Source organism: Thioalkalivibrio sp. ALE12 (assembly GCF_000381105.1).
In the GTDB taxonomy this organism is placed as follows: Bacteria; Pseudomonadota; Gammaproteobacteria; order Ectothiorhodospirales; family Ectothiorhodospiraceae; genus Thioalkalivibrio.
This window is the reverse complement of the sequence record NZ_KB905914.1, coordinates 1-14,973: the sequence shown is the minus strand read 5'-3', so window position 1 is coordinate 14,973 and position 14,973 is coordinate 1. Positions and strand designations below refer to the sequence as shown.

Here is a 14,973-nt window from a genome sequence, read left to right as displayed (position 1 = left end):
ATTGTCGCAAATCCGACCACTGGAGCAGTCATGGCCCGCACCCCCTCGCAGATGATCGAACTCGGTACCGAGGCACCCAACTTCTCCCTGCCGGACGTCGTCTCCGGCGAAAACGTCAGCCTCGACAGCTTCCCCGACGCGAAAGGCTACATGATCGCCTTCATCTGCAATCACTGCCCGTTCGTGCAGCTGATCCGCCACGAATTCGCGCGCTACGGTCGCGAATACTCGAACAAGGGCATCGCGGTAATCGCGATCAACTCGAACGACATCCAGGCGGTGCCGGACGATGCCCCGGACAAGATGAAGGACGACGCCCGTCGCTTCGGCTACAACTTTCCCTACTGCCTCGACGAGGACCAGTCCGTCGCCAAGGCCTACCACGCGGCCTGCACCCCGGACCTGTACCTGTTCGATGCCGAGCGCAAGCTCTTCTACCGCGGCCAGTTCGACGAGACCCGCCCCGGTTCCGACACCCCGGTCACCGGCCGCGACCTGCGCGCCGCCAGCGATGCCCTGCTCGCCGGCCAGCCGGCACCGGAGCCGCAGCACCCCAGCCTCGGTTGCAATATCAAGTGGCGCCCCGGTAACGAACCGGACTACTTCGGCTGAACAGGAGGCTCGCTTGAAACGAGGACGACCCAGGGGGCAGGACCGGTGGGCCCGCCCCTGTGGGAGCGAGCCTGCTCGCGAATGGCCCCGCCCTCATCAGCCAGCAACCCAGGCGTTCGCTACCGCCCGCCGCATGCCGCCCCGAACCCCCGGATGAGGGTCGCCAGATGCCTCCCAGCAACGTAATCGACGGCCCCCGCATCGCCACCTGGCGATGCCCGTCCTGTCAGGAGGCGGTACCGCGCCTGCTGCCGAATGGCGAATCGAACCGCATCCCGATTCCACCGGAGCGCATGGCCCTGCCCGACACCACCGTGCAGCAGGCCTGCGCCCGGGTGCAGGGGCTGCGTGCGCCCGAGATCTGCTACGCCTGTGATCAGGCCTACCAGGAACTGCTGGGGACGCTGGTGCGCCCCCCCGCCGAGCTCGGCGACGCCCGCGGCGAGCCCGGACTGAACGACACCGGCATCATCGGCGCCCTGTTGCCCATCGCCGACCAGGGCACGCAGATCCTGATCTTCAACGTGATCAACGAGGAGCTGCGCTGCACCGAGATCGAACGCCTGATCAGCTTCAACCCCGACCGCCTCACCTACCCCGGTACACGCGGCGCCATCGCGCCGCGCATCTGGACCCTCTACGAAGACCACCTGGCCCAGCTGCACGCCCGCGCACCGACGCCCTACACCCCCGACTAGGAGGCCTACAGGGAAAACTGACCCGTCATCGCGTGACGTGCAGCAGCGAGCCGCGTGGACAGCCCCGACGCCGAGCCAGGCAACCCTCAGCGGTTGCGTCCGCAGATGGCCACGGCCCCTGACGGAGCCTCGCCATGACGCGAACTGCGAGAAGCATCGTCATCGCGAGACGCGCAGCGCCGTGGCGATCGGTCGGAACCAACCCGGGCGCGCCCCTCGCGATCACGCCCGGGTATCCCCGATCACCCCTCTCGACGTCATACCGGAAACCGCGCAGCGGTTATCCGGGATCTGAGACGCCCGGTCAAAGTAACCACCGCAGATCCCGCCTCTCCGCTTTGCTGCGGCCGGGATTACTCGGGATTCGCAAGGCAATGCCTTGCGTCTTGAAGAACACTGGGCGGGACGCGCCGACATGCCCCTCAGGCGTCTTCGGCATCCACCCGCGCCAGCATACGCATCCCGCCAACCATGCAACGCAAGGCCTCCAGGGCCTGCAGATCCAGCTCCGCGCCGGTATCGGCGGGCAAGCGCCAGTATTTCGGGCGGCAGGTCGCGGGCCGATGTTCGGGCATGGCGCGGGCGGCGGCGGTGTCGACCGCCACCAGCAAATCGGCCCAGGCCAGGTCATCATCCGTCAGCGCGCACATCGCGCGCGCCGGACGTACCTCGATCCAGCCCTCGAACTCGGCCGCCGCGGCCAGCTCCGCCACGCGCGCGGCACGCCCGTCCGGGCGTTCCGACGCCACCAGCAGACGTGCCCGGCGCTTAAACATCTCCGCCACCACGCAGGTGCTTTTGAATGGCATCACAGGCCACCCTCAGGCTATAACTCAACTGATGGAAACGGAGAACGGACGCCATGGCCCACCTCGACTGGTCGCAGTACCCGGTAAATGAACTCAAGCTCGTCTACAGCACGCTGCATGCGCAGCTCACCCTGGAGCCCGATCTGATGGATTCCGAACTGATGGCCGACCTGCAGACCCACCTGCAACAGGCCGCGAAGGCCGACGGCGTGGACGTCTCTACCCACTCCCAGTGGGCCGCCTGGCTGAACGACCGCTAACTTCAACTCCACCTGAGTAGACGTGGTGTCAGGACTCGCTCAGCGAGGGGCCGCTCGCTCAGTCGACTTCAATCAGCGATTCGCCGTTCTCCAGCGCCCGGAGCACGCGAGGTAGAAGCGGCTTGAACCATTCGAGCAAGGCCGCTTTCCGGGTATTTCCGATTCGAAGCCAGACGACGGCTGGATAGGCCCCCGAGTCCGCGGAGCGCCACACGGCGAAATCCTCATCCTTGGTCACGATGACGGCCCCCGTTCGGAGAGCTTCCGCCCAGATTTCTTTATCGGAAGCCTCAAGAAGTCCGACATCCGCAACATGCTCGGCCGCAACACCCTGGTCAACGAGCCAACGCGCAAGGGCCGGCGGCAGCTGAGCGTCGACCAGGAAGCGCATTCAGGCGACGTGAAGAACAGGGTGATCCGTTTGACGCGCGGCAAACCGCAACGCCTCGGTAATGTCTTCGCCCGTCAGGTAGGGGTAGTCCTCCAGAATTTCCTCCCGCGAGGCCCCTGCCGCCAGAAGGTCAAGGACATCCCGCACTCGCATCCGGGTGCCGCGGATGCAAGGGCGTCCACCGCAGATTTCCGGATCAAAGGTGATGCGTTGCAACTCGCTCATGATGGCCTCCTGCGCAGACGACCAGAGAATGTATCGACGAAGTGTATCGTTATCGGACCAATGCTGGAGCAAACGGGTCCGCGAATGTCATGTTCGCCAGAGTCGGGCGCGGGCAGGGGCTTCGCCTGCAAGCAGGCTCCTACAAGACACCTCGTCAGGCGTCGCCGGCGGTGGCCTTGCGGTGTTCGGCGGCGAAATCGAGCATGCGCTGCGTGGCCACCAGGGCCTTCTGGCGCGCGATCTCGTCGACGAAGATCTCGTTCTTCGCGGGTTCCGCGGTGTCTTCCAGCGTGTCGGCCAGCGAGACCAGGTCGTTCATGGCCATCCACGGGCAATGGGCGCAACTGGTGCAGGTGGCGCTGTGGCCGCCGGTGGGGGCCTCGATCAGGGTCTTGCCCGGCGCCGCCTGCTGCATCTTGTAGAAGATGCCCTTGTCGGTCGCCACGATGAATTCCTGTTCCGGGCGCTCCTTCACCGCCGCGATCAGCTGGCTGGTGGAGCCAACCACATCGGCCTGATGGATCACCTCGCGCGGGGACTCCGGATGCACCAGCACCGCAGCACCGGGGTGGCGGCCGCGCAGGTCCTCCAGCGCCCAGGAGCGAAACTCGTCGTGCACCACGCAGGAGCCGTCCCACAGCACCATGTCGGCGCCGGTAGTGCGGCGGATGTAGTCGCCCAGGTGCTTGTCCGGGGCCCACAGGACCTTCTTGCCCTGGTCGCGCAGGTGCTCGACCAGCGGGACGGCAATGCTCGAGGTGACGACGTAGTCGGCCTGCGCCTTCACGTCCACCGAGGTGTTGGAGTACACCACCACCGTGTGGTCCGGGTACTGGGCGCGGAACTTCGCGAACTCGTCGGCCGGGCAGCCGAGATCCAGCGAGCACTCGGCCTCCAGCGTGGGCATCAGCACGCGCTTCTCCGGGCTCAGGATCTTGGCCGTCTCGCCCATGAAGCGCACCCCGGCGACCACCAGCGTCTCGGCCGGGTGCTCCTTGCCGAAACGCGCCATCTCCAGGGAGTCGGCCACACAACCACCGGTCTCGTCCGCCAGCCGCTGCAGCGACTCGTCCACGTAGTAATGGGCCACCAGCACCGCGTTGCGTTCGATCAGCAGGCGCTTGATGCGGCGCACCAGCTCGTCGCGCTGGGCATCGGTCAACGCGTGCAGCGAAGCCGTCACGTGGGCCGTGCTCGGCACGTGGTAAAGCGGCTTGTCGGCTACGGGTGCGTTCATGATCCCTCGCTCTCCGAAGCAGTCGGAGAAGATTATCGTCTGCTTATGGTACGACAGGCCCCGGCGTGCTGTCGTTCCTGCAAATTGTGGGGGCGTGCCCGCGTAACCCAAGCAGCGCGCCTATAATGCCCTCCCGATGGACGAGCTCACCCGCCAATACAAGGCGCTGTCATTCGAAGAGCGCATGGACCTGGCCCTCTCCGGAGCGCTTGACGAGCGCTGGCGACCGTTGCTGGTCCGCGACCAGCACGCCCAGGTGAAGGCGTACTTCTCCCGGCGTATGGACCTGACGCCGGAGGAAGTCGCGCTGCTCCTGGCCGACCCCAACCAGACCGTACGCCTGAACTGCGCCAAACGCCCGGACCTGACCCCGGACCAGGTCGAGGCCTGCGTGAACGATCGCGACCCCAACCTGCGCTACTTCGTCGCGCGCAACCCGCTGCTCACCGAGGCCCAGCGGGAACGACTGATGGACGACGAGGACGAACTGGTACGCATCGCGGTGCGCAAGGGCCCGAAAAAACGCGGCACCCGCGCTCGCCCCGGACAAGCCGAGATGATCCGTTGACCGAGACCACGCCCGAGAAACCGAAACGCCCGAAGCCCTCCGGCCGCCGCCGCGCGCTGTCCTGGGGCATCCAGATCGGCCTGGCGCTGGTGATCTTTCTGGTCGTGCGCGCCTGGATGGCGCGCGACATGGTCGAGGGCCCGGCACCCGAGTTCGAGGCCCAGTTACTGGATGGTACGCCGGTAACGCTCGCCGACTACGCGGACGAACCCATGCTGCTGCACTTCTGGGCCACCTGGTGCCCGATCTGCCGCCTCGAGGAAGGCGAGATCGTGCGCCTGTCGCAAAGCCACCCGGTGCTCACGGTGGCCATGCAGTCCGGCACGCCCGAGGAGGTCCTGGACCACCTGAACGAACGCGAACGCGAGCTGGCCGTCGTCAACGATCCCCAAGGCACCCTGGCCGCGCAGTACAACGTCCGCGGCGTGCCGGCCACGTTCATCATCAACCCCGACGGCGACATCGTCTTCCGCAAGCAGGGCTACGCCCCCCCGTTCGAACTCCGCCTGCGCCTCTGGCTCGCCCGCTGGCTGTAACAGCCTCCAGCAAACGGTGCAGTTCGCTGCGCTCAGTGCATCCTACGCGCCGCAATCCAACCGTAGGATGCGGTTGAACGGAGCGACACGCATTACCCCCCAACGTGCGCCCCCGGCTGGTACCGAGCAGCTCCCATAAGCGTCCATCAACGATGGTCCGTTCGCTTGCTATGGCTCACGCCGAATCGTACATTATCCCGTACATGTACAGATCCGGACCCAAGGGGTACTCCATGGACGCCATTAGCTACACCGCAGCGCGGAGCAATCTGGCCAAGACGATGGAACAGGTCTGCGAAGACCATTCCACGATTATCATCACCCGCAACAAAGCCCCCTCCGTGGTCATGATGTCACTGGAAGACTTTGAGGCGCTACAGGAAACGGCCTACCTGCTTCGGGCACCAGAGAATGCTCGGCGCCTGCTTGCCTCGGTCGCCGAACTGGAGCAAGGGGGAGGCAAGGAACGGAGCCTGGAGGAGTGAGGCTACTCTTTGCTGAACTTGCCTGGGAGGACTATCTCTACTGGCAACGACACGACAAGAAAACCCTTCGCCGCGTGAACGAGCTCATCAAGGCCATCCAGCGCGACCCGTTTACGGGCATCGGGAAGCCCGAACCCCTCAAGCACAACCTTGCCGGCTACTGGTCCCGCCGGATCGATAGCGAACACCGCATCGTATACAAGGTGGACGACGGAACCCTGCTGATCGCGCAGCTCCGCTACCACTACTGACCGGAAGCATCGGATGCGCCAACGTTCGCGACCAAGCGAACGGTGCAGTTCGCTCCGCTCAGTGCACCCTACGCTCAAGAAACCCCTCGTAGGATGCGGCTGAGCGCAGCGAAACACATCAAAATGATCGTGGCCGGCAACCCAGCTTCTTGACCACCAACGCACTTTAGTTACACTTCAAAGTGTAACCAACGGGGGCCGTCATGGAAGCTACCACCAAGGACATGCGCCTGCACAGCCGCGAGTTGCTTGCCGCCGTGGACCGAGGGGAGGAGATCGAGATCACCTACCGGGGCCAGTTGCGCGCCCGACTTGTCCCCTACCGGGCTCGCAGTGAAGCGACCCAGGCGCGCTCCGCACATAACCCGCTGTTCGGGCTCTGGCGCGACCAAACCGACCCGGTCGACGAACACATCCGCCGGATCCGGCAACCCAGGAACTTCAAGTAATGCTAGTGGACACGGATGTCCTGATCTGGAATCTGCGCGGGAATCAGCGAGCCAGCGAATGGCTCGACAGCTCGCCGGGATTCACAGTGTCCGCAGTCACCTACATGGAACTCGTCCAGGGGCTGCGCGACCAGTCCGAATTCCGCGCGCTGCGCCAAGCCGTCCAGTACTGGGATGCCCGCATCCAACCGGTAAGCGAAGCCATCTCGAACCGCGCAACCTTCCTTGTCGAGACCTACGCCCTCAGCCACAACATGCAGATGGCCGATGCGCTGATTGCGGCGACCGCCACACAGCTGGGCTTGCCAATCGTCACGGCCAACCATCGGCACTATCGGCACATCGAGGGCCTGGAGATCCACCTGTTCCGACCCGAATAGCGGCCCCTTTACTCCGACCGTAGGATGCCGTTGAGCGAAGCGAAACGCATCGCTCCTACGAAAACTCGGTAAGGGTGCCCGGCCTGTGATTGTTCACCACAGAGGACACGGAGGGCACGGAGAAAACCGCCGATATTTCGCCGGGCGTGGAGAGCGACAAGTGTACGGGTCCGAGGGGGAACGACAGCCGCCCGCGAATCCGATCCATGCAGCGAGACGCCCCCTACGAGACCCGCCCTGGGTTTTCTCCGCGCCCTCCGTATCCTCTGTGGTTCATCCCGACGCTACTGCCGCCCCGGGGCCGGCTCAAACGTCCAGTTCGCGCAGGACGCGGAAGCCCAGGTTGGTATCCATCTCGTCGATGTTGCGGCGGCGCCGGGCGGCGCTGCGGGTATTCACGGCGGCATCGAACCAGGAACCGCCCTTGGTGACCACCCACTCGTTGTCCGGGTCGGCGCGATAGACACCGTCGCGGGGACAGTTCGCGTGGCTGTCGTGCCATGGCGTAGAAGTAAACTCCTGCACATTGCCGTGCATGTCGTACAACCCCCAGAGGTTGGGCTGAAAGCTGCCCACATCCAGCGGCCGCGACAGCGGGAAACACGCCGGGATGTACCACTTGCGCCGCTGGCGTCGCTCCTCGTACGGAAACAGCGAATTGAAGTGCACGTCGCGACACCCCACCACTTCGCCAAAGGCAAACGGCGTGCGAGTACCGGCCCGGCAGGCGTATTCCCACTCCGCCTCGGTCGGCAGACGATAGCGCTTGCCCGTCTCCTCGCTCAGCCAGTCCAGGTACTGCTGGATACTATCCGGCTTGATATTGAAGATTGGCATGCGCGGCGTACTCGGCCACACCAGCCACTCCCAGGGCTCCCAGCCCGTCGCCGCCTGGAACGCCTCCCACTCCTCGCGCGTAATCGCGTAGCGCCCCAGGGCGAAGGGCCGCTCCAGCGCCACGTAGCGGCGCGGCCCCTCGTGCGGCTGATGGCCGTACTCCGAGGCATCCGAACCCATCTCGAACTCGCCGGGCGGGATCACCTGCAGCTCCGGCGTCGGCGCCCCAGAGCGGGCCTCGTCGCGAAACGTGACGTCCAGCCTTGCCGCACGCGCCGCCTGCTGCTGCAGATCCAGCAGATCCGCCTGATCCATCCGCTGCACGTCCTTCACCATGGGCCCACTCACCTCCAAGACCTTCGATTTCGCAGCAGACGCTACATCCCGTCTCTGCCAGCCCTACCCCGTCATTGCCCTCTCCACCCCGTCATTGCGAGCGAAGCGAAGCAATCTCCCGTCGAATGCACGGCGTCCAAACAGAACCATAGCCACCATGCCTGTCGGGACCTTTGACTTGTAGGCAACCTGCCACCGGTAACGTTCCAGCGTCACCCGGGTTGGCGGATGGCCCCGCCCGCCGTGCTCGTCTATGCTCACGCCTGCACGCGATCTCAGGGAGGAGACGACGATGCGGAATTGCAAGGGAATTACAGCCATCGAGCTGATGGTCACTCTGGGTGTGCTCGCCATTCTGGCCACGCTCGCGGCCCCCGCGTTCAGCGAAATGCTCGAACGTCAGCGAATCATCGGCGCCACCAACAGCCTGCTCAACGCCATGCACCTGGCCCGCAGCGAGGCGATCAAGCGGAACGAGCGCGTCACGCTGTGTCCATCCAGCGACGGCGAGACCTGCCGCGAAGACGGCGACTGGGCCTACGGCTGGATCTGGTTCGCCGACCCGACGCACTCGGGCACACGCTCCAACGAGGACCCGCTCATTGGTTACGAGAGTGCAGAGTTGCAGGACATGCTTTCGATCACGGGTAATGCGCCTGTCAAGGACTACGTATCCTACGTCCCGCGCGGAACAACGCAGCGCATCAGCGGCGCTTTGCAAATGGGGAGCTTCAGCGTCTGCAGCAGCTCCTACTCCACAGCCCGCCGCGTCATTGTCAGCAGCGTGGGGCGCCCGCGCTCAGCTTCGCTGGATAGCTGCTGACAACCACGGCGCGGGGCGATGCCCCCATGTGACCAAGCCCTTTACCATCACCAACATTCATCGCGCGAGGGCTTCGCGTTCCGCTCTGCCGCACCGCCACTCACAGTCAGGGAAATCTCGGAACAGGTGTCGTTTGTCTGCCAGTTCCTGGGGGAGGCCGTGATCGTGTAGCCGGAAGCCGAAACATCGGACAGCACCAAACTGTAGTGCTCGTCGTCGGAGAGGATGCCATCTCTTCCCAGCGCCGACAGATCGGTAGCATAAGTCGGGTTGTTGGCCCTGAATCGCTCCTGCGCGAGCTGGATACTCATGAGAGCATCGTGCGCATCGGCCCTTTGCGCCTTCAGGACGTAGTTCTGATATGCGGGATAGGCGATCGCGGCCAAAATCCCGATGACGGCGACCACGATCATCACCTCGATCAGTGTAAACCCGCTCATCCGGGCGTGTGTCTGTTGCATCGCGGTTTCTCCCTTGGCATGAAGACTTGCTTCTGAATTGATTGCACCACAAGTCGGTAGCCCCGCATTCATCCAGGTCGCCGAATGGTCTCTTTCGACCCCTGAGTGGTCACAATCGTCCTCTGCCACGATATCGCAATCCGTATAATAGGGGTCAGGCATAACTCCTCCGGATTCGCGCATGGCCAACCGCTCCTCCAGCCCGGGCTTCACCCTGATCGAGCTCGTGGTCACACTAGCGGTCATGGCTATCCTGCTGGCTGCGTCTGTGCCCGTCTTCAATATGATCGAGCAACGACGTGTCGTAGGGGCGGCAGAAAGCGCTCTACACCAGATCCAGATTGCCCGGACCGAAGCCATCAAGCAGGGTCGCGATATCTACTTCGTGTCCGAGGCTGGGTCCGAGTGGTGCCATGGGATATCGGAATCTCCTGACTGCAGCTGCTCGGTAGAAAACTCATGCACCGTCCGTATGGCGGGCACCGAAGACCCGGTCGAAAGAACTGTTCGCGCCAATCAGTTTCGAAACATCGATATGCCTGCAGGTGACCTCGAGATCCAGTTCAGTCACGTCCGCGGCACCGCGGTCTCGGGAGCCCCGGCGACCTTGGAATTCTCCTCCCCGAAAGGCTACGGAATGGAGGTTGAAATCAATGCCATTGGCCGCCCAAGCGTATGCGGGACAGATAACGGCAGAGCGGGGTACAGGTCATGTTGAAAGTCCATCAGGGCCCCCAAAAGCTGGGTGCTTTATCTCGCGCCCCGGCGCCTGCGCGCAGTTATGGCTTCACACTTGTGGAGTTAATGGTCGGCATCCTGGTTGCCACTTTGGTGATCGCCGCCATCGCAGCGCTGTACATCACGGTCATCCGCGGCGCGATCTTCGTCACACAGGAGGCTCGCCTCACGCAGGAAACACGCGTGGCAATGGACATGATGATCAACGACATCCGACGGGCCGGGTACTCACACACAAGCCGCGTGCAGCAAAATGCAGACGAACTCCCGGATAATCCCTTCATGCGCGCTGACGACACACCGATCCGCGACATGAGCATCCATGGAGGTGACTGCATACTGGTTGCCTACGACCCAACGTTTACCTATCCCGCTGACGATGACCTTCCGTACGACTTGACCGACCTACAAGGCGACAACCGCCAGTATGTCTTCGGCTACCGCCTTGAAAGCGGTGCGATCCAAATACTCAACGCACCACGCGACCAGACATCCAGCGGCGTTTGCGATGAAAGCAGCGGCTGGGAATCCATCACGGATCCAGACACGACATCCATTATCCGGCTACGTTTCTCTACAGCGGGATCCATCTGCATGAACGCCTCCACAGCAGACGGCGACTATTCCGAGATCACCAGCACAGCCAGCACGGCGCCGGCTTGCGCGACACCGCCCAGTGACACCGAAGCGGGAGACGTGCTGGTCGAAATGCGCCGCATCAATATCCTGCTGGAAGCCGAGCACGCCCAAGACTCGACGACCCGAACGTTCCTGAATGAAAGCGCCAAAGCCCGAAACCATCGCGTGATCTGGGCGCCCTGACCTGGAACGCCGGAGTGCATTGACATGTACGCAACAAGAGCCAACCACCATCGTATCGGCCACCGAATGGACGGCGTCGCATCGCTCCTGATCGCGCTCATCATCATGGTTGCCGTGACGATCACCATTATTTTCGCCGCACAGACGTCCATACTGGAGCAGCGCATGTCCGGGAACGAGATCCGGGCCAAGCAAACCGCCGCCGCCGCCCAGAGCGGGCTCGAAACCGCCATGGACCACATCCGCCGCGGCAACTACGACCCATCCTCGGTCAATGACAACGCCAATGGCCCCTACAGGGTCGCTTACTACAGCCTGGACGATGCCCCCACTGGATGCAGCAACACCGCTGCCGGTTTTGTGGCACCCACCCTCCCCACGGACTTCGACAACCGCGAGTTCGTGGTCATGGCCTGCGGCTGGAGTGACGACGAATCGGCGTCGCAGGCGGTATTGATTACCATGAAAGCCGGGCCATCACTCGGCAACCCCCCGAACAACCCCATAATCACCCGCGGCGGCGTCGACATCCGCGGCAACGCCGAAGTGTTCAACGCATACAACAACCTGACCATCCGCACGGGTAGCGCGGTAGATATATCCGGGAACGCGGGGACTACATTCATGCGCCAACTTACGGAACAACCACCGGCACTTGATGACCCAGTCCCCGGCCCCGGCAGCAGCATCTACCGGGAGATGTCCAACAAGGATCGAATCGGGGTCGACGTACTCGACTACGACCCGTCCATGAATATACCAGATGACGAGTTTTTCGAGCGCTTCATGGGCGCGCCGCGAGAAGAATACCGAGACAATCTCGTAACGCACCACTTCGAAGAGGGTGAGTTTCCCGGCAACCTCGGCCCCGAATACAACGGACAGACCATTTGGGTCGATGGTGACATTACCCTCGAGGGTACGATCGGAACCCGGGAAAACCCAGTCGTAATGGTGGTCGATGGAAACGTAACGGCCCGTGGACAATTCGACGAATTTCACGGTGTTCTTTATGTCAAGGAGGAACTCGTTGCCACGGGCAATCCCGAGTTCTACGGAGCCGCGATCATCGAACGCAACACCACCATCCTTAACGAAGCGGATCCAGATTTTATCGCCGGCAACCCGAAATTCATTTTTGACCCCGTCGCGGCCGGTGGCGCTAGCAATGTTGGCCGTCGCGGCGCAGTAACGGGCTCATGGCGCGACTGGCTCTCCCAATAACGCGCCCCATGCTCAACGCCCCGCTAGTGACGGGGAGAGAGGAACATCGAATGAACCACGCATCGAAGGGACAGCTCAGCTCGCGGACCAAAGGGGTCACCTTGCTCGAGGCCTTGATTGCGCTGGCCGTCGTGTCAGTGGGGCTGCTCGCCATCGCCAAACTGCACGGTGAACTCATCACCGGCGCAGCCGAAACCAAAACCCGATCGGAGGCCGTCCGCCTGGCCAGCGCGGAGATCGAACGGCTTCGGGGCAATCCGACTCGCCTGGCGGCAGAAAGCAACACAGACACCCATGAAGGCACTAATGCCAACTTCGAGATCGAGCGATCCATCCTGATCCACCCCGACGCAGGGACAAACCCCGCCCTGCACACCGCCCAGGTAACAGTCTCCTGGGATAGCCCGTGGGGGCCGCGCGAAAGCGTCGAAGTCGCCAGCAATATCGCATGGGACGACCTTGGCGACATCGGCAACATCGCCCGGGGTCGGCTGCCAGGAGGCGAACAAGACGGCCCACGATCGGGCCGCGAGCTCACAGGGCGCGAGCCACTGGACCCCACCAATCCGGACGTTACAAGTAGAACCGTCTTCGAGGATTACGAAGAACGTTACAGCGACGAAGATGGCCGCCGGCAGATCGTCCGCGCGGACGACGTGATCATCGAGATCGCGGATCCCGATGGGATCGGCTTCGCATCAATCTCGGGCTTCGTGTTCCGCACGAGCGACCACGCGGACCTGGACCTCGAAGACTTCGAAGTTGTCCGCTCCGATACACGAACCGTTCAGGCCTGCATCAATAATCGCATCGATGCCGCCGATGTCACGTTTGAAGGGGGCTCGGTCGCCAACGTGCTAGGGCTAACGGGCCCTGGCGCGAGCGTTTTTAACGGCAATGCGGTCATGTTTTATCAATGTTTTGCGGGCTCCAACTGGTACGGGAACACCGAGCTACTGCGCCGGGAGTTTAGCGCCACCGGCCGACAACCCACTTACAACGTCTGCCTAGGGGACCCGGACGACACCGAACCGACAGGTTACCCTGCAGTGGACTGGGGCTCACGCCACCTCATCGAGATTGATCGACGCCGATATCGCGCCGAAACCTCCAACCGCGGCATTAGGCAAGGGGTTGAACTGGGCGTACAAACCGGACTCACCGTTCCGCAAGAGGCTCTTCCTCGCGAGGATTTCTACAACCCGAGTGAGGCTGACGACGACTTCGGACACCACTTCGTGCTGGCCGAAAGCGGCCAATGCGACAACCTCCCGGAAGGCCTGAAGGAGCTCCTTACGGCCAACAAGAACATCGGTCAGAACTACTGCTTTAACCCGACCGGAGATAACCACGACGAATCCTGCTTGGAGCCCGGTTTTTAGATCCAGCTCGTTTGGGATTTTTGGGGCGCAACAGGGTGGGCCGGTTTCGGCCGACCCGAATGGATAAAACGACCTTGTGAAAAGATAAATGGCCTGTCGCTACACCTCTTCGGCGTCAGCCGGAGGGCAAGCCTGAAGCGAGCGCGTCCAGCTGACGAGCCGAAATCACATGCCCCTTCTTCGCACTGCGCTGAAGCCACGCAAGCCCCTCACTTCGGTCAGCAATGCACCCCTCGCCCGAGATATAACAACGGCCCAGCCAATGCATTGCGTCCGGGTGGTCCTTCTTGGCGGCCCGGCTTAGCCATTCCAGCGCCGACTCCGGATGCCCCGCCTCCAGCAGCAAAAGTGCCAGATCGTTCATCGACTCCGGCTCGCGCCGATCCGCCGCGACAAGTACCGCGAGATCGTCCTCCGTCGCATCAAAGAGCAAATCCGAACGCAGTGCATCGACGGCAATGAGTGCCCGCTGTAACGGCTCGTCCAGATTTCGCTTCCACTCCGGGTGCCCGGCAACCCGACGCCAAAGCGTGCGACGGGCCAGGCCGGTGACGCGCATCGCCGTGTCGATGGAGATCCAATGCATGACCGTTTCTCTCGTTGGTTGCCTCAATCGTACACCACAGGTAAATCCGCACCATATCGCAGCACCCACCTGTGCCGAACGTATTGCTTGGCACAGGTTGTCACTGCGACAAGGGGTTTGTAACCCGTGCCAAATGGGCGCTCAAATGGGCCCCAGGGGCTGCAGGCTCGCCATGCCGCCCCAATCTCCGAGTTGGCACGCCTCCTGCTTGTTCTCTGCTGCGCTCCAAAAGGACGCCTCCAACCGAACACAAGGGGAACCACCATGCAGAAGAAGACCGCCCAACAGGGCTTCACCCTAATCGAACTGATGATCGTCGTCGCGATCATCGGCATCCTGGCTGCTATCGCGCTGCCGGCCTATCAGAACTACACCGACCGCGCCGCCGGCGGGGCCGATCTAGCCGAAGCCCGCGGCGTCCTGACGTGTGTCGCAGAAGCAATTCAAACTGGACGCGACACAGATGCTGATTTCTGCTCCACCGAAGCGGTTGAGGCGGACCTTGATGGCACCGCCCCGAATTGGACAGGCGCAACTATCAGTTCTGACAGCAGTGGCCGCGGCACGATCACCCTTAACGTGAACGAAGAAGGCACCGTTGCCACCTGCGTCGCCGATGGCTACGGTGATCAAGACATCCGCGGTTGCACCGACGAAGCAGATCCCGCGTAACGGGCGAAGAAGAATAAGCAACGGGGACAGATTTATTTAGTCCTGAGCACGACCAAGCCCTGGCGTCAAGTTGATGCCAGGGCTTTTTCTTGGCTAGGGGTCTACCTTTGGATTTCGCAGGCCGGCGAAGGGTGTTGAGGTGTTCTAGACTCGAGACGGCGGCGGAGGTGTGGCTTGTGGGGTCCGCACTC

22 protein-coding genes are annotated in these 14,973 nt (G+C 62.8%); 15 read left to right on the top strand and 7 right to left on the bottom strand.

Annotation, left to right across the window (positions count from 1 at the left end):
* Positions 1 to 30: 30 nt before the first annotated feature.
* Positions 31 to 612 carry a thioredoxin family protein gene (locus F614_RS0111995; RefSeq protein WP_018865530.1) on the top strand — a complete coding sequence of 194 codons (582 nt, stop codon included), beginning with the start codon at positions 31 to 33 and terminating at the stop codon, positions 610 to 612.
* Between the two features lie 167 nt (positions 613 to 779).
* A complete protein-coding gene (locus F614_RS0111990) occupies positions 780 to 1,310 on the top strand; it encodes a hypothetical protein (protein WP_019558957.1) in 531 nt (176 codons plus the stop codon).
* A gap of 422 nt (positions 1,311 to 1,732) precedes the next feature.
* On the opposite strand, the gene F614_RS0111985 is transcribed toward F614_RS0111990, so the two are convergent.
* Positions 1,733 to 2,086: a hypothetical protein gene (locus tag F614_RS0111985; RefSeq protein WP_026329861.1), complete on the bottom strand. Its 354-nt coding sequence runs from the start codon at positions 2,084 to 2,086 to the stop codon at positions 1,733 to 1,735.
* Between the two features lie 86 nt (positions 2,087 to 2,172).
* On the opposite strand from F614_RS0111985, the gene F614_RS0111980 reads away from it, so the two are divergent.
* Positions 2,173 to 2,379 carry a hypothetical protein gene (locus F614_RS0111980; protein ID WP_018865527.1) on the top strand — a complete coding sequence of 69 codons (207 nt, stop codon included), beginning with the start codon at positions 2,173 to 2,175 and terminating at the stop codon, positions 2,377 to 2,379.
* A gap of 58 nt (positions 2,380 to 2,437) precedes the next feature.
* Here the strand turns inward: F614_RS0111980 and F614_RS0111975 are convergent, their stop codons facing one another.
* The 3 genes from F614_RS0111975 to nadA form a co-directional block, all read right to left on the bottom strand.
* Positions 2,438 to 2,770 carry a DUF5615 family PIN-like protein gene (locus F614_RS0111975; protein ID WP_018865526.1) on the bottom strand — a complete coding sequence of 111 codons (333 nt, stop codon included), beginning with the start codon at positions 2,768 to 2,770 and terminating at the stop codon, positions 2,438 to 2,440.
* Positions 2,771 to 2,995 carry a DUF433 domain-containing protein gene (locus F614_RS0111970; RefSeq protein ID WP_018865525.1) on the bottom strand — a complete coding sequence of 75 codons (225 nt, stop codon included), beginning with the start codon at positions 2,993 to 2,995 and terminating at the stop codon, positions 2,771 to 2,773.
* 154 nt (positions 2,996 to 3,149) lie between these two features.
* Entirely contained in the window at positions 3,150 to 4,232 is a 1,083-nt protein-coding gene (gene nadA / locus F614_RS0111965; protein ID WP_019558955.1) for a quinolinate synthase NadA, read from the bottom strand.
* Between the two features lie 136 nt (positions 4,233 to 4,368).
* On the opposite strand from nadA, the gene F614_RS0111960 reads away from it, so the two are divergent.
* From F614_RS0111960 to F614_RS0111935, 6 genes are all read left to right on the top strand, one after another.
* On the top strand, positions 4,369 to 4,800 hold the full coding sequence (locus F614_RS0111960; protein ID WP_018876557.1) for a hypothetical protein: 432 nt from the start codon (positions 4,369 to 4,371) through the stop codon (positions 4,798 to 4,800).
* Positions 4,797 to 5,336, top strand: a complete 540-nt coding sequence (locus F614_RS0111955; RefSeq protein ID WP_019558954.1) for a protein disulfide oxidoreductase — start codon at positions 4,797 to 4,799, stop codon at positions 5,334 to 5,336. The genes F614_RS0111960 and F614_RS0111955 overlap by 4 nt, the downstream gene beginning before the upstream one ends.
* 233 nt (positions 5,337 to 5,569) lie before the next feature.
* Complete coding sequence (locus F614_RS0111950; protein WP_018141477.1) at positions 5,570 to 5,821, top strand: type II toxin-antitoxin system Phd/YefM family antitoxin; 252 nt, start codon at positions 5,570 to 5,572, stop codon at positions 5,819 to 5,821.
* A complete protein-coding gene (locus F614_RS0111945; protein WP_018865520.1) occupies positions 5,818 to 6,072 on the top strand; it encodes a Txe/YoeB family addiction module toxin in 255 nt (84 codons plus the stop codon). The genes F614_RS0111950 and F614_RS0111945 overlap by 4 nt, the downstream gene beginning before the upstream one ends.
* Positions 6,073 to 6,275: 203 nt before the next feature.
* Positions 6,276 to 6,521, top strand: a complete 246-nt coding sequence (locus F614_RS0111940; RefSeq protein ID WP_018878759.1) for a type II toxin-antitoxin system Phd/YefM family antitoxin — start codon at positions 6,276 to 6,278, stop codon at positions 6,519 to 6,521.
* Entirely contained in the window at positions 6,521 to 6,901 is a 381-nt protein-coding gene (locus F614_RS0111935; RefSeq protein ID WP_018881456.1) for a type II toxin-antitoxin system VapC family toxin, read from the top strand. The genes F614_RS0111940 and F614_RS0111935 overlap by 1 nt, the downstream gene beginning before the upstream one ends.
* 306 nt (positions 6,902 to 7,207) lie before the next feature.
* Here F614_RS0111935 and F614_RS0111930 read toward each other — a convergent pair whose 3' ends face one another.
* On the bottom strand, positions 7,208 to 8,074 hold the full coding sequence (locus tag F614_RS0111930) for an SUMF1/EgtB/PvdO family nonheme iron enzyme (RefSeq protein ID WP_019558953.1): 867 nt from the start codon (positions 8,072 to 8,074) through the stop codon (positions 7,208 to 7,210).
* Positions 8,075 to 8,327: 253 nt separating this feature from the next.
* On the opposite strand from F614_RS0111930, the gene F614_RS0111925 reads away from it, so the two are divergent.
* On the top strand, positions 8,328 to 8,897 hold the full coding sequence (locus tag F614_RS0111925) for a GspH/FimT family pseudopilin (RefSeq protein WP_018865516.1): 570 nt from the start codon (positions 8,328 to 8,330) through the stop codon (positions 8,895 to 8,897).
* Between the two features lie 47 nt (positions 8,898 to 8,944).
* On the opposite strand, the gene F614_RS0111920 is transcribed toward F614_RS0111925, so the two are convergent.
* On the bottom strand, positions 8,945 to 9,358 hold the full coding sequence (locus tag F614_RS0111920) for a type IV pilin protein (protein WP_018865515.1): 414 nt from the start codon (positions 9,356 to 9,358) through the stop codon (positions 8,945 to 8,947).
* Positions 9,359 to 9,539: 181 nt separating this feature from the next.
* Between F614_RS0111920 and F614_RS0111915 the strand changes: the two genes are divergently transcribed.
* The 4 genes from F614_RS0111915 to F614_RS0111900 are packed head-to-tail and all read left to right on the top strand — an operon-like array spanning position 9,540 to position 13,524.
* On the top strand, positions 9,540 to 10,076 hold the full coding sequence (locus tag F614_RS0111915) for a GspH/FimT family pseudopilin (RefSeq protein WP_018865514.1): 537 nt from the start codon (positions 9,540 to 9,542) through the stop codon (positions 10,074 to 10,076).
* Entirely contained in the window at positions 10,070 to 10,918 is an 849-nt protein-coding gene (locus tag F614_RS0111910) for a PilW family protein (protein WP_081619715.1), read from the top strand. The genes F614_RS0111915 and F614_RS0111910 overlap by 7 nt, the downstream gene beginning before the upstream one ends.
* A gap of 24 nt (positions 10,919 to 10,942) precedes the next feature.
* Positions 10,943 to 12,142, top strand: a complete 1,200-nt coding sequence (locus F614_RS0111905) for a PilX N-terminal domain-containing pilus assembly protein (RefSeq protein ID WP_018865512.1) — start codon at positions 10,943 to 10,945, stop codon at positions 12,140 to 12,142.
* A gap of 50 nt (positions 12,143 to 12,192) precedes the next feature.
* Positions 12,193 to 13,524, top strand: coding sequence for a prepilin-type N-terminal cleavage/methylation domain-containing protein (locus tag F614_RS0111900; protein ID WP_018865511.1), 1,332 nt, complete (start codon positions 12,193 to 12,195; stop codon positions 13,522 to 13,524).
* A gap of 115 nt (positions 13,525 to 13,639) precedes the next feature.
* On the opposite strand, the gene F614_RS0111895 is transcribed toward F614_RS0111900, so the two are convergent.
* A complete protein-coding gene (locus F614_RS0111895; RefSeq protein WP_018865510.1) occupies positions 13,640 to 14,110 on the bottom strand; it encodes a tetratricopeptide repeat protein in 471 nt (156 codons plus the stop codon).
* 264 nt (positions 14,111 to 14,374) lie between these two features.
* Here F614_RS0111895 and F614_RS0111890 point away from each other — a divergent pair, with 264 nt between their 5' ends.
* Positions 14,375 to 14,782: a prepilin-type N-terminal cleavage/methylation domain-containing protein gene (locus tag F614_RS0111890; RefSeq protein WP_018865509.1), complete on the top strand. Its 408-nt coding sequence runs from the start codon at positions 14,375 to 14,377 to the stop codon at positions 14,780 to 14,782.
* Positions 14,783 to 14,973 lie beyond the last annotated feature (191 nt).

Bases quoted from the DNA above. Each gene is read 5' to 3' on its own strand.
- F614_RS0111995 (WP_018865530.1), top strand. From the start codon at position 31: ATGGCCCGCACCCCCTCGCAGATGATCGAACTCGGTACCGAGGCACCC.
- F614_RS0111990 (WP_019558957.1), top strand. From the start codon at position 780: ATGCCTCCCAGCAACGTAATCGACGGCCCCCGCATCGCCACCTGGCGA.
- F614_RS0111985 (WP_026329861.1), bottom strand. From the start codon at position 2,086: ATGTTTAAGCGCCGGGCACGTCTGCTGGTGGCGTCGGAACGCCCGGAC.
- F614_RS0111980 (WP_018865527.1), top strand. From the start codon at position 2,173: ATGGCCCACCTCGACTGGTCGCAGTACCCGGTAAATGAACTCAAGCTC.
- F614_RS0111975 (WP_018865526.1), bottom strand. From the start codon at position 2,770: ATGCGCTTCCTGGTCGACGCTCAGCTGCCGCCGGCCCTTGCGCGTTGG.
- F614_RS0111970 (WP_018865525.1), bottom strand. From the start codon at position 2,995: ATGAGCGAGTTGCAACGCATCACCTTTGATCCGGAAATCTGCGGTGGA.
- nadA (WP_019558955.1), bottom strand. From the start codon at position 4,232: ATGAACGCACCCGTAGCCGACAAGCCGCTTTACCACGTGCCGAGCACG.
- F614_RS0111960 (WP_018876557.1), top strand. From the start codon at position 4,369: ATGGACGAGCTCACCCGCCAATACAAGGCGCTGTCATTCGAAGAGCGC.
- F614_RS0111950 (WP_018141477.1), top strand. From the start codon at position 5,570: ATGGACGCCATTAGCTACACCGCAGCGCGGAGCAATCTGGCCAAGACG.
- F614_RS0111940 (WP_018878759.1), top strand. From the start codon at position 6,276: ATGGAAGCTACCACCAAGGACATGCGCCTGCACAGCCGCGAGTTGCTT.
- F614_RS0111935 (WP_018881456.1), top strand. From the start codon at position 6,521: ATGCTAGTGGACACGGATGTCCTGATCTGGAATCTGCGCGGGAATCAG.
- F614_RS0111930 (WP_019558953.1), bottom strand. From the start codon at position 8,074: ATGGTGAAGGACGTGCAGCGGATGGATCAGGCGGATCTGCTGGATCTG.
- F614_RS0111925 (WP_018865516.1), top strand. From the start codon at position 8,328: ATGCTCACGCCTGCACGCGATCTCAGGGAGGAGACGACGATGCGGAAT.
- F614_RS0111920 (WP_018865515.1), bottom strand. From the start codon at position 9,358: ATGCAACAGACACACGCCCGGATGAGCGGGTTTACACTGATCGAGGTG.
- F614_RS0111915 (WP_018865514.1), top strand. From the start codon at position 9,540: ATGGCCAACCGCTCCTCCAGCCCGGGCTTCACCCTGATCGAGCTCGTG.
- F614_RS0111910 (WP_081619715.1), top strand. From the start codon at position 10,070: ATGTTGAAAGTCCATCAGGGCCCCCAAAAGCTGGGTGCTTTATCTCGC.
- F614_RS0111905 (WP_018865512.1), top strand. From the start codon at position 10,943: ATGTACGCAACAAGAGCCAACCACCATCGTATCGGCCACCGAATGGAC.
- F614_RS0111900 (WP_018865511.1), top strand. From the start codon at position 12,193: ATGAACCACGCATCGAAGGGACAGCTCAGCTCGCGGACCAAAGGGGTC.
- F614_RS0111895 (WP_018865510.1), bottom strand. From the start codon at position 14,110: ATGCATTGGATCTCCATCGACACGGCGATGCGCGTCACCGGCCTGGCC.
- F614_RS0111890 (WP_018865509.1), top strand. From the start codon at position 14,375: ATGCAGAAGAAGACCGCCCAACAGGGCTTCACCCTAATCGAACTGATG.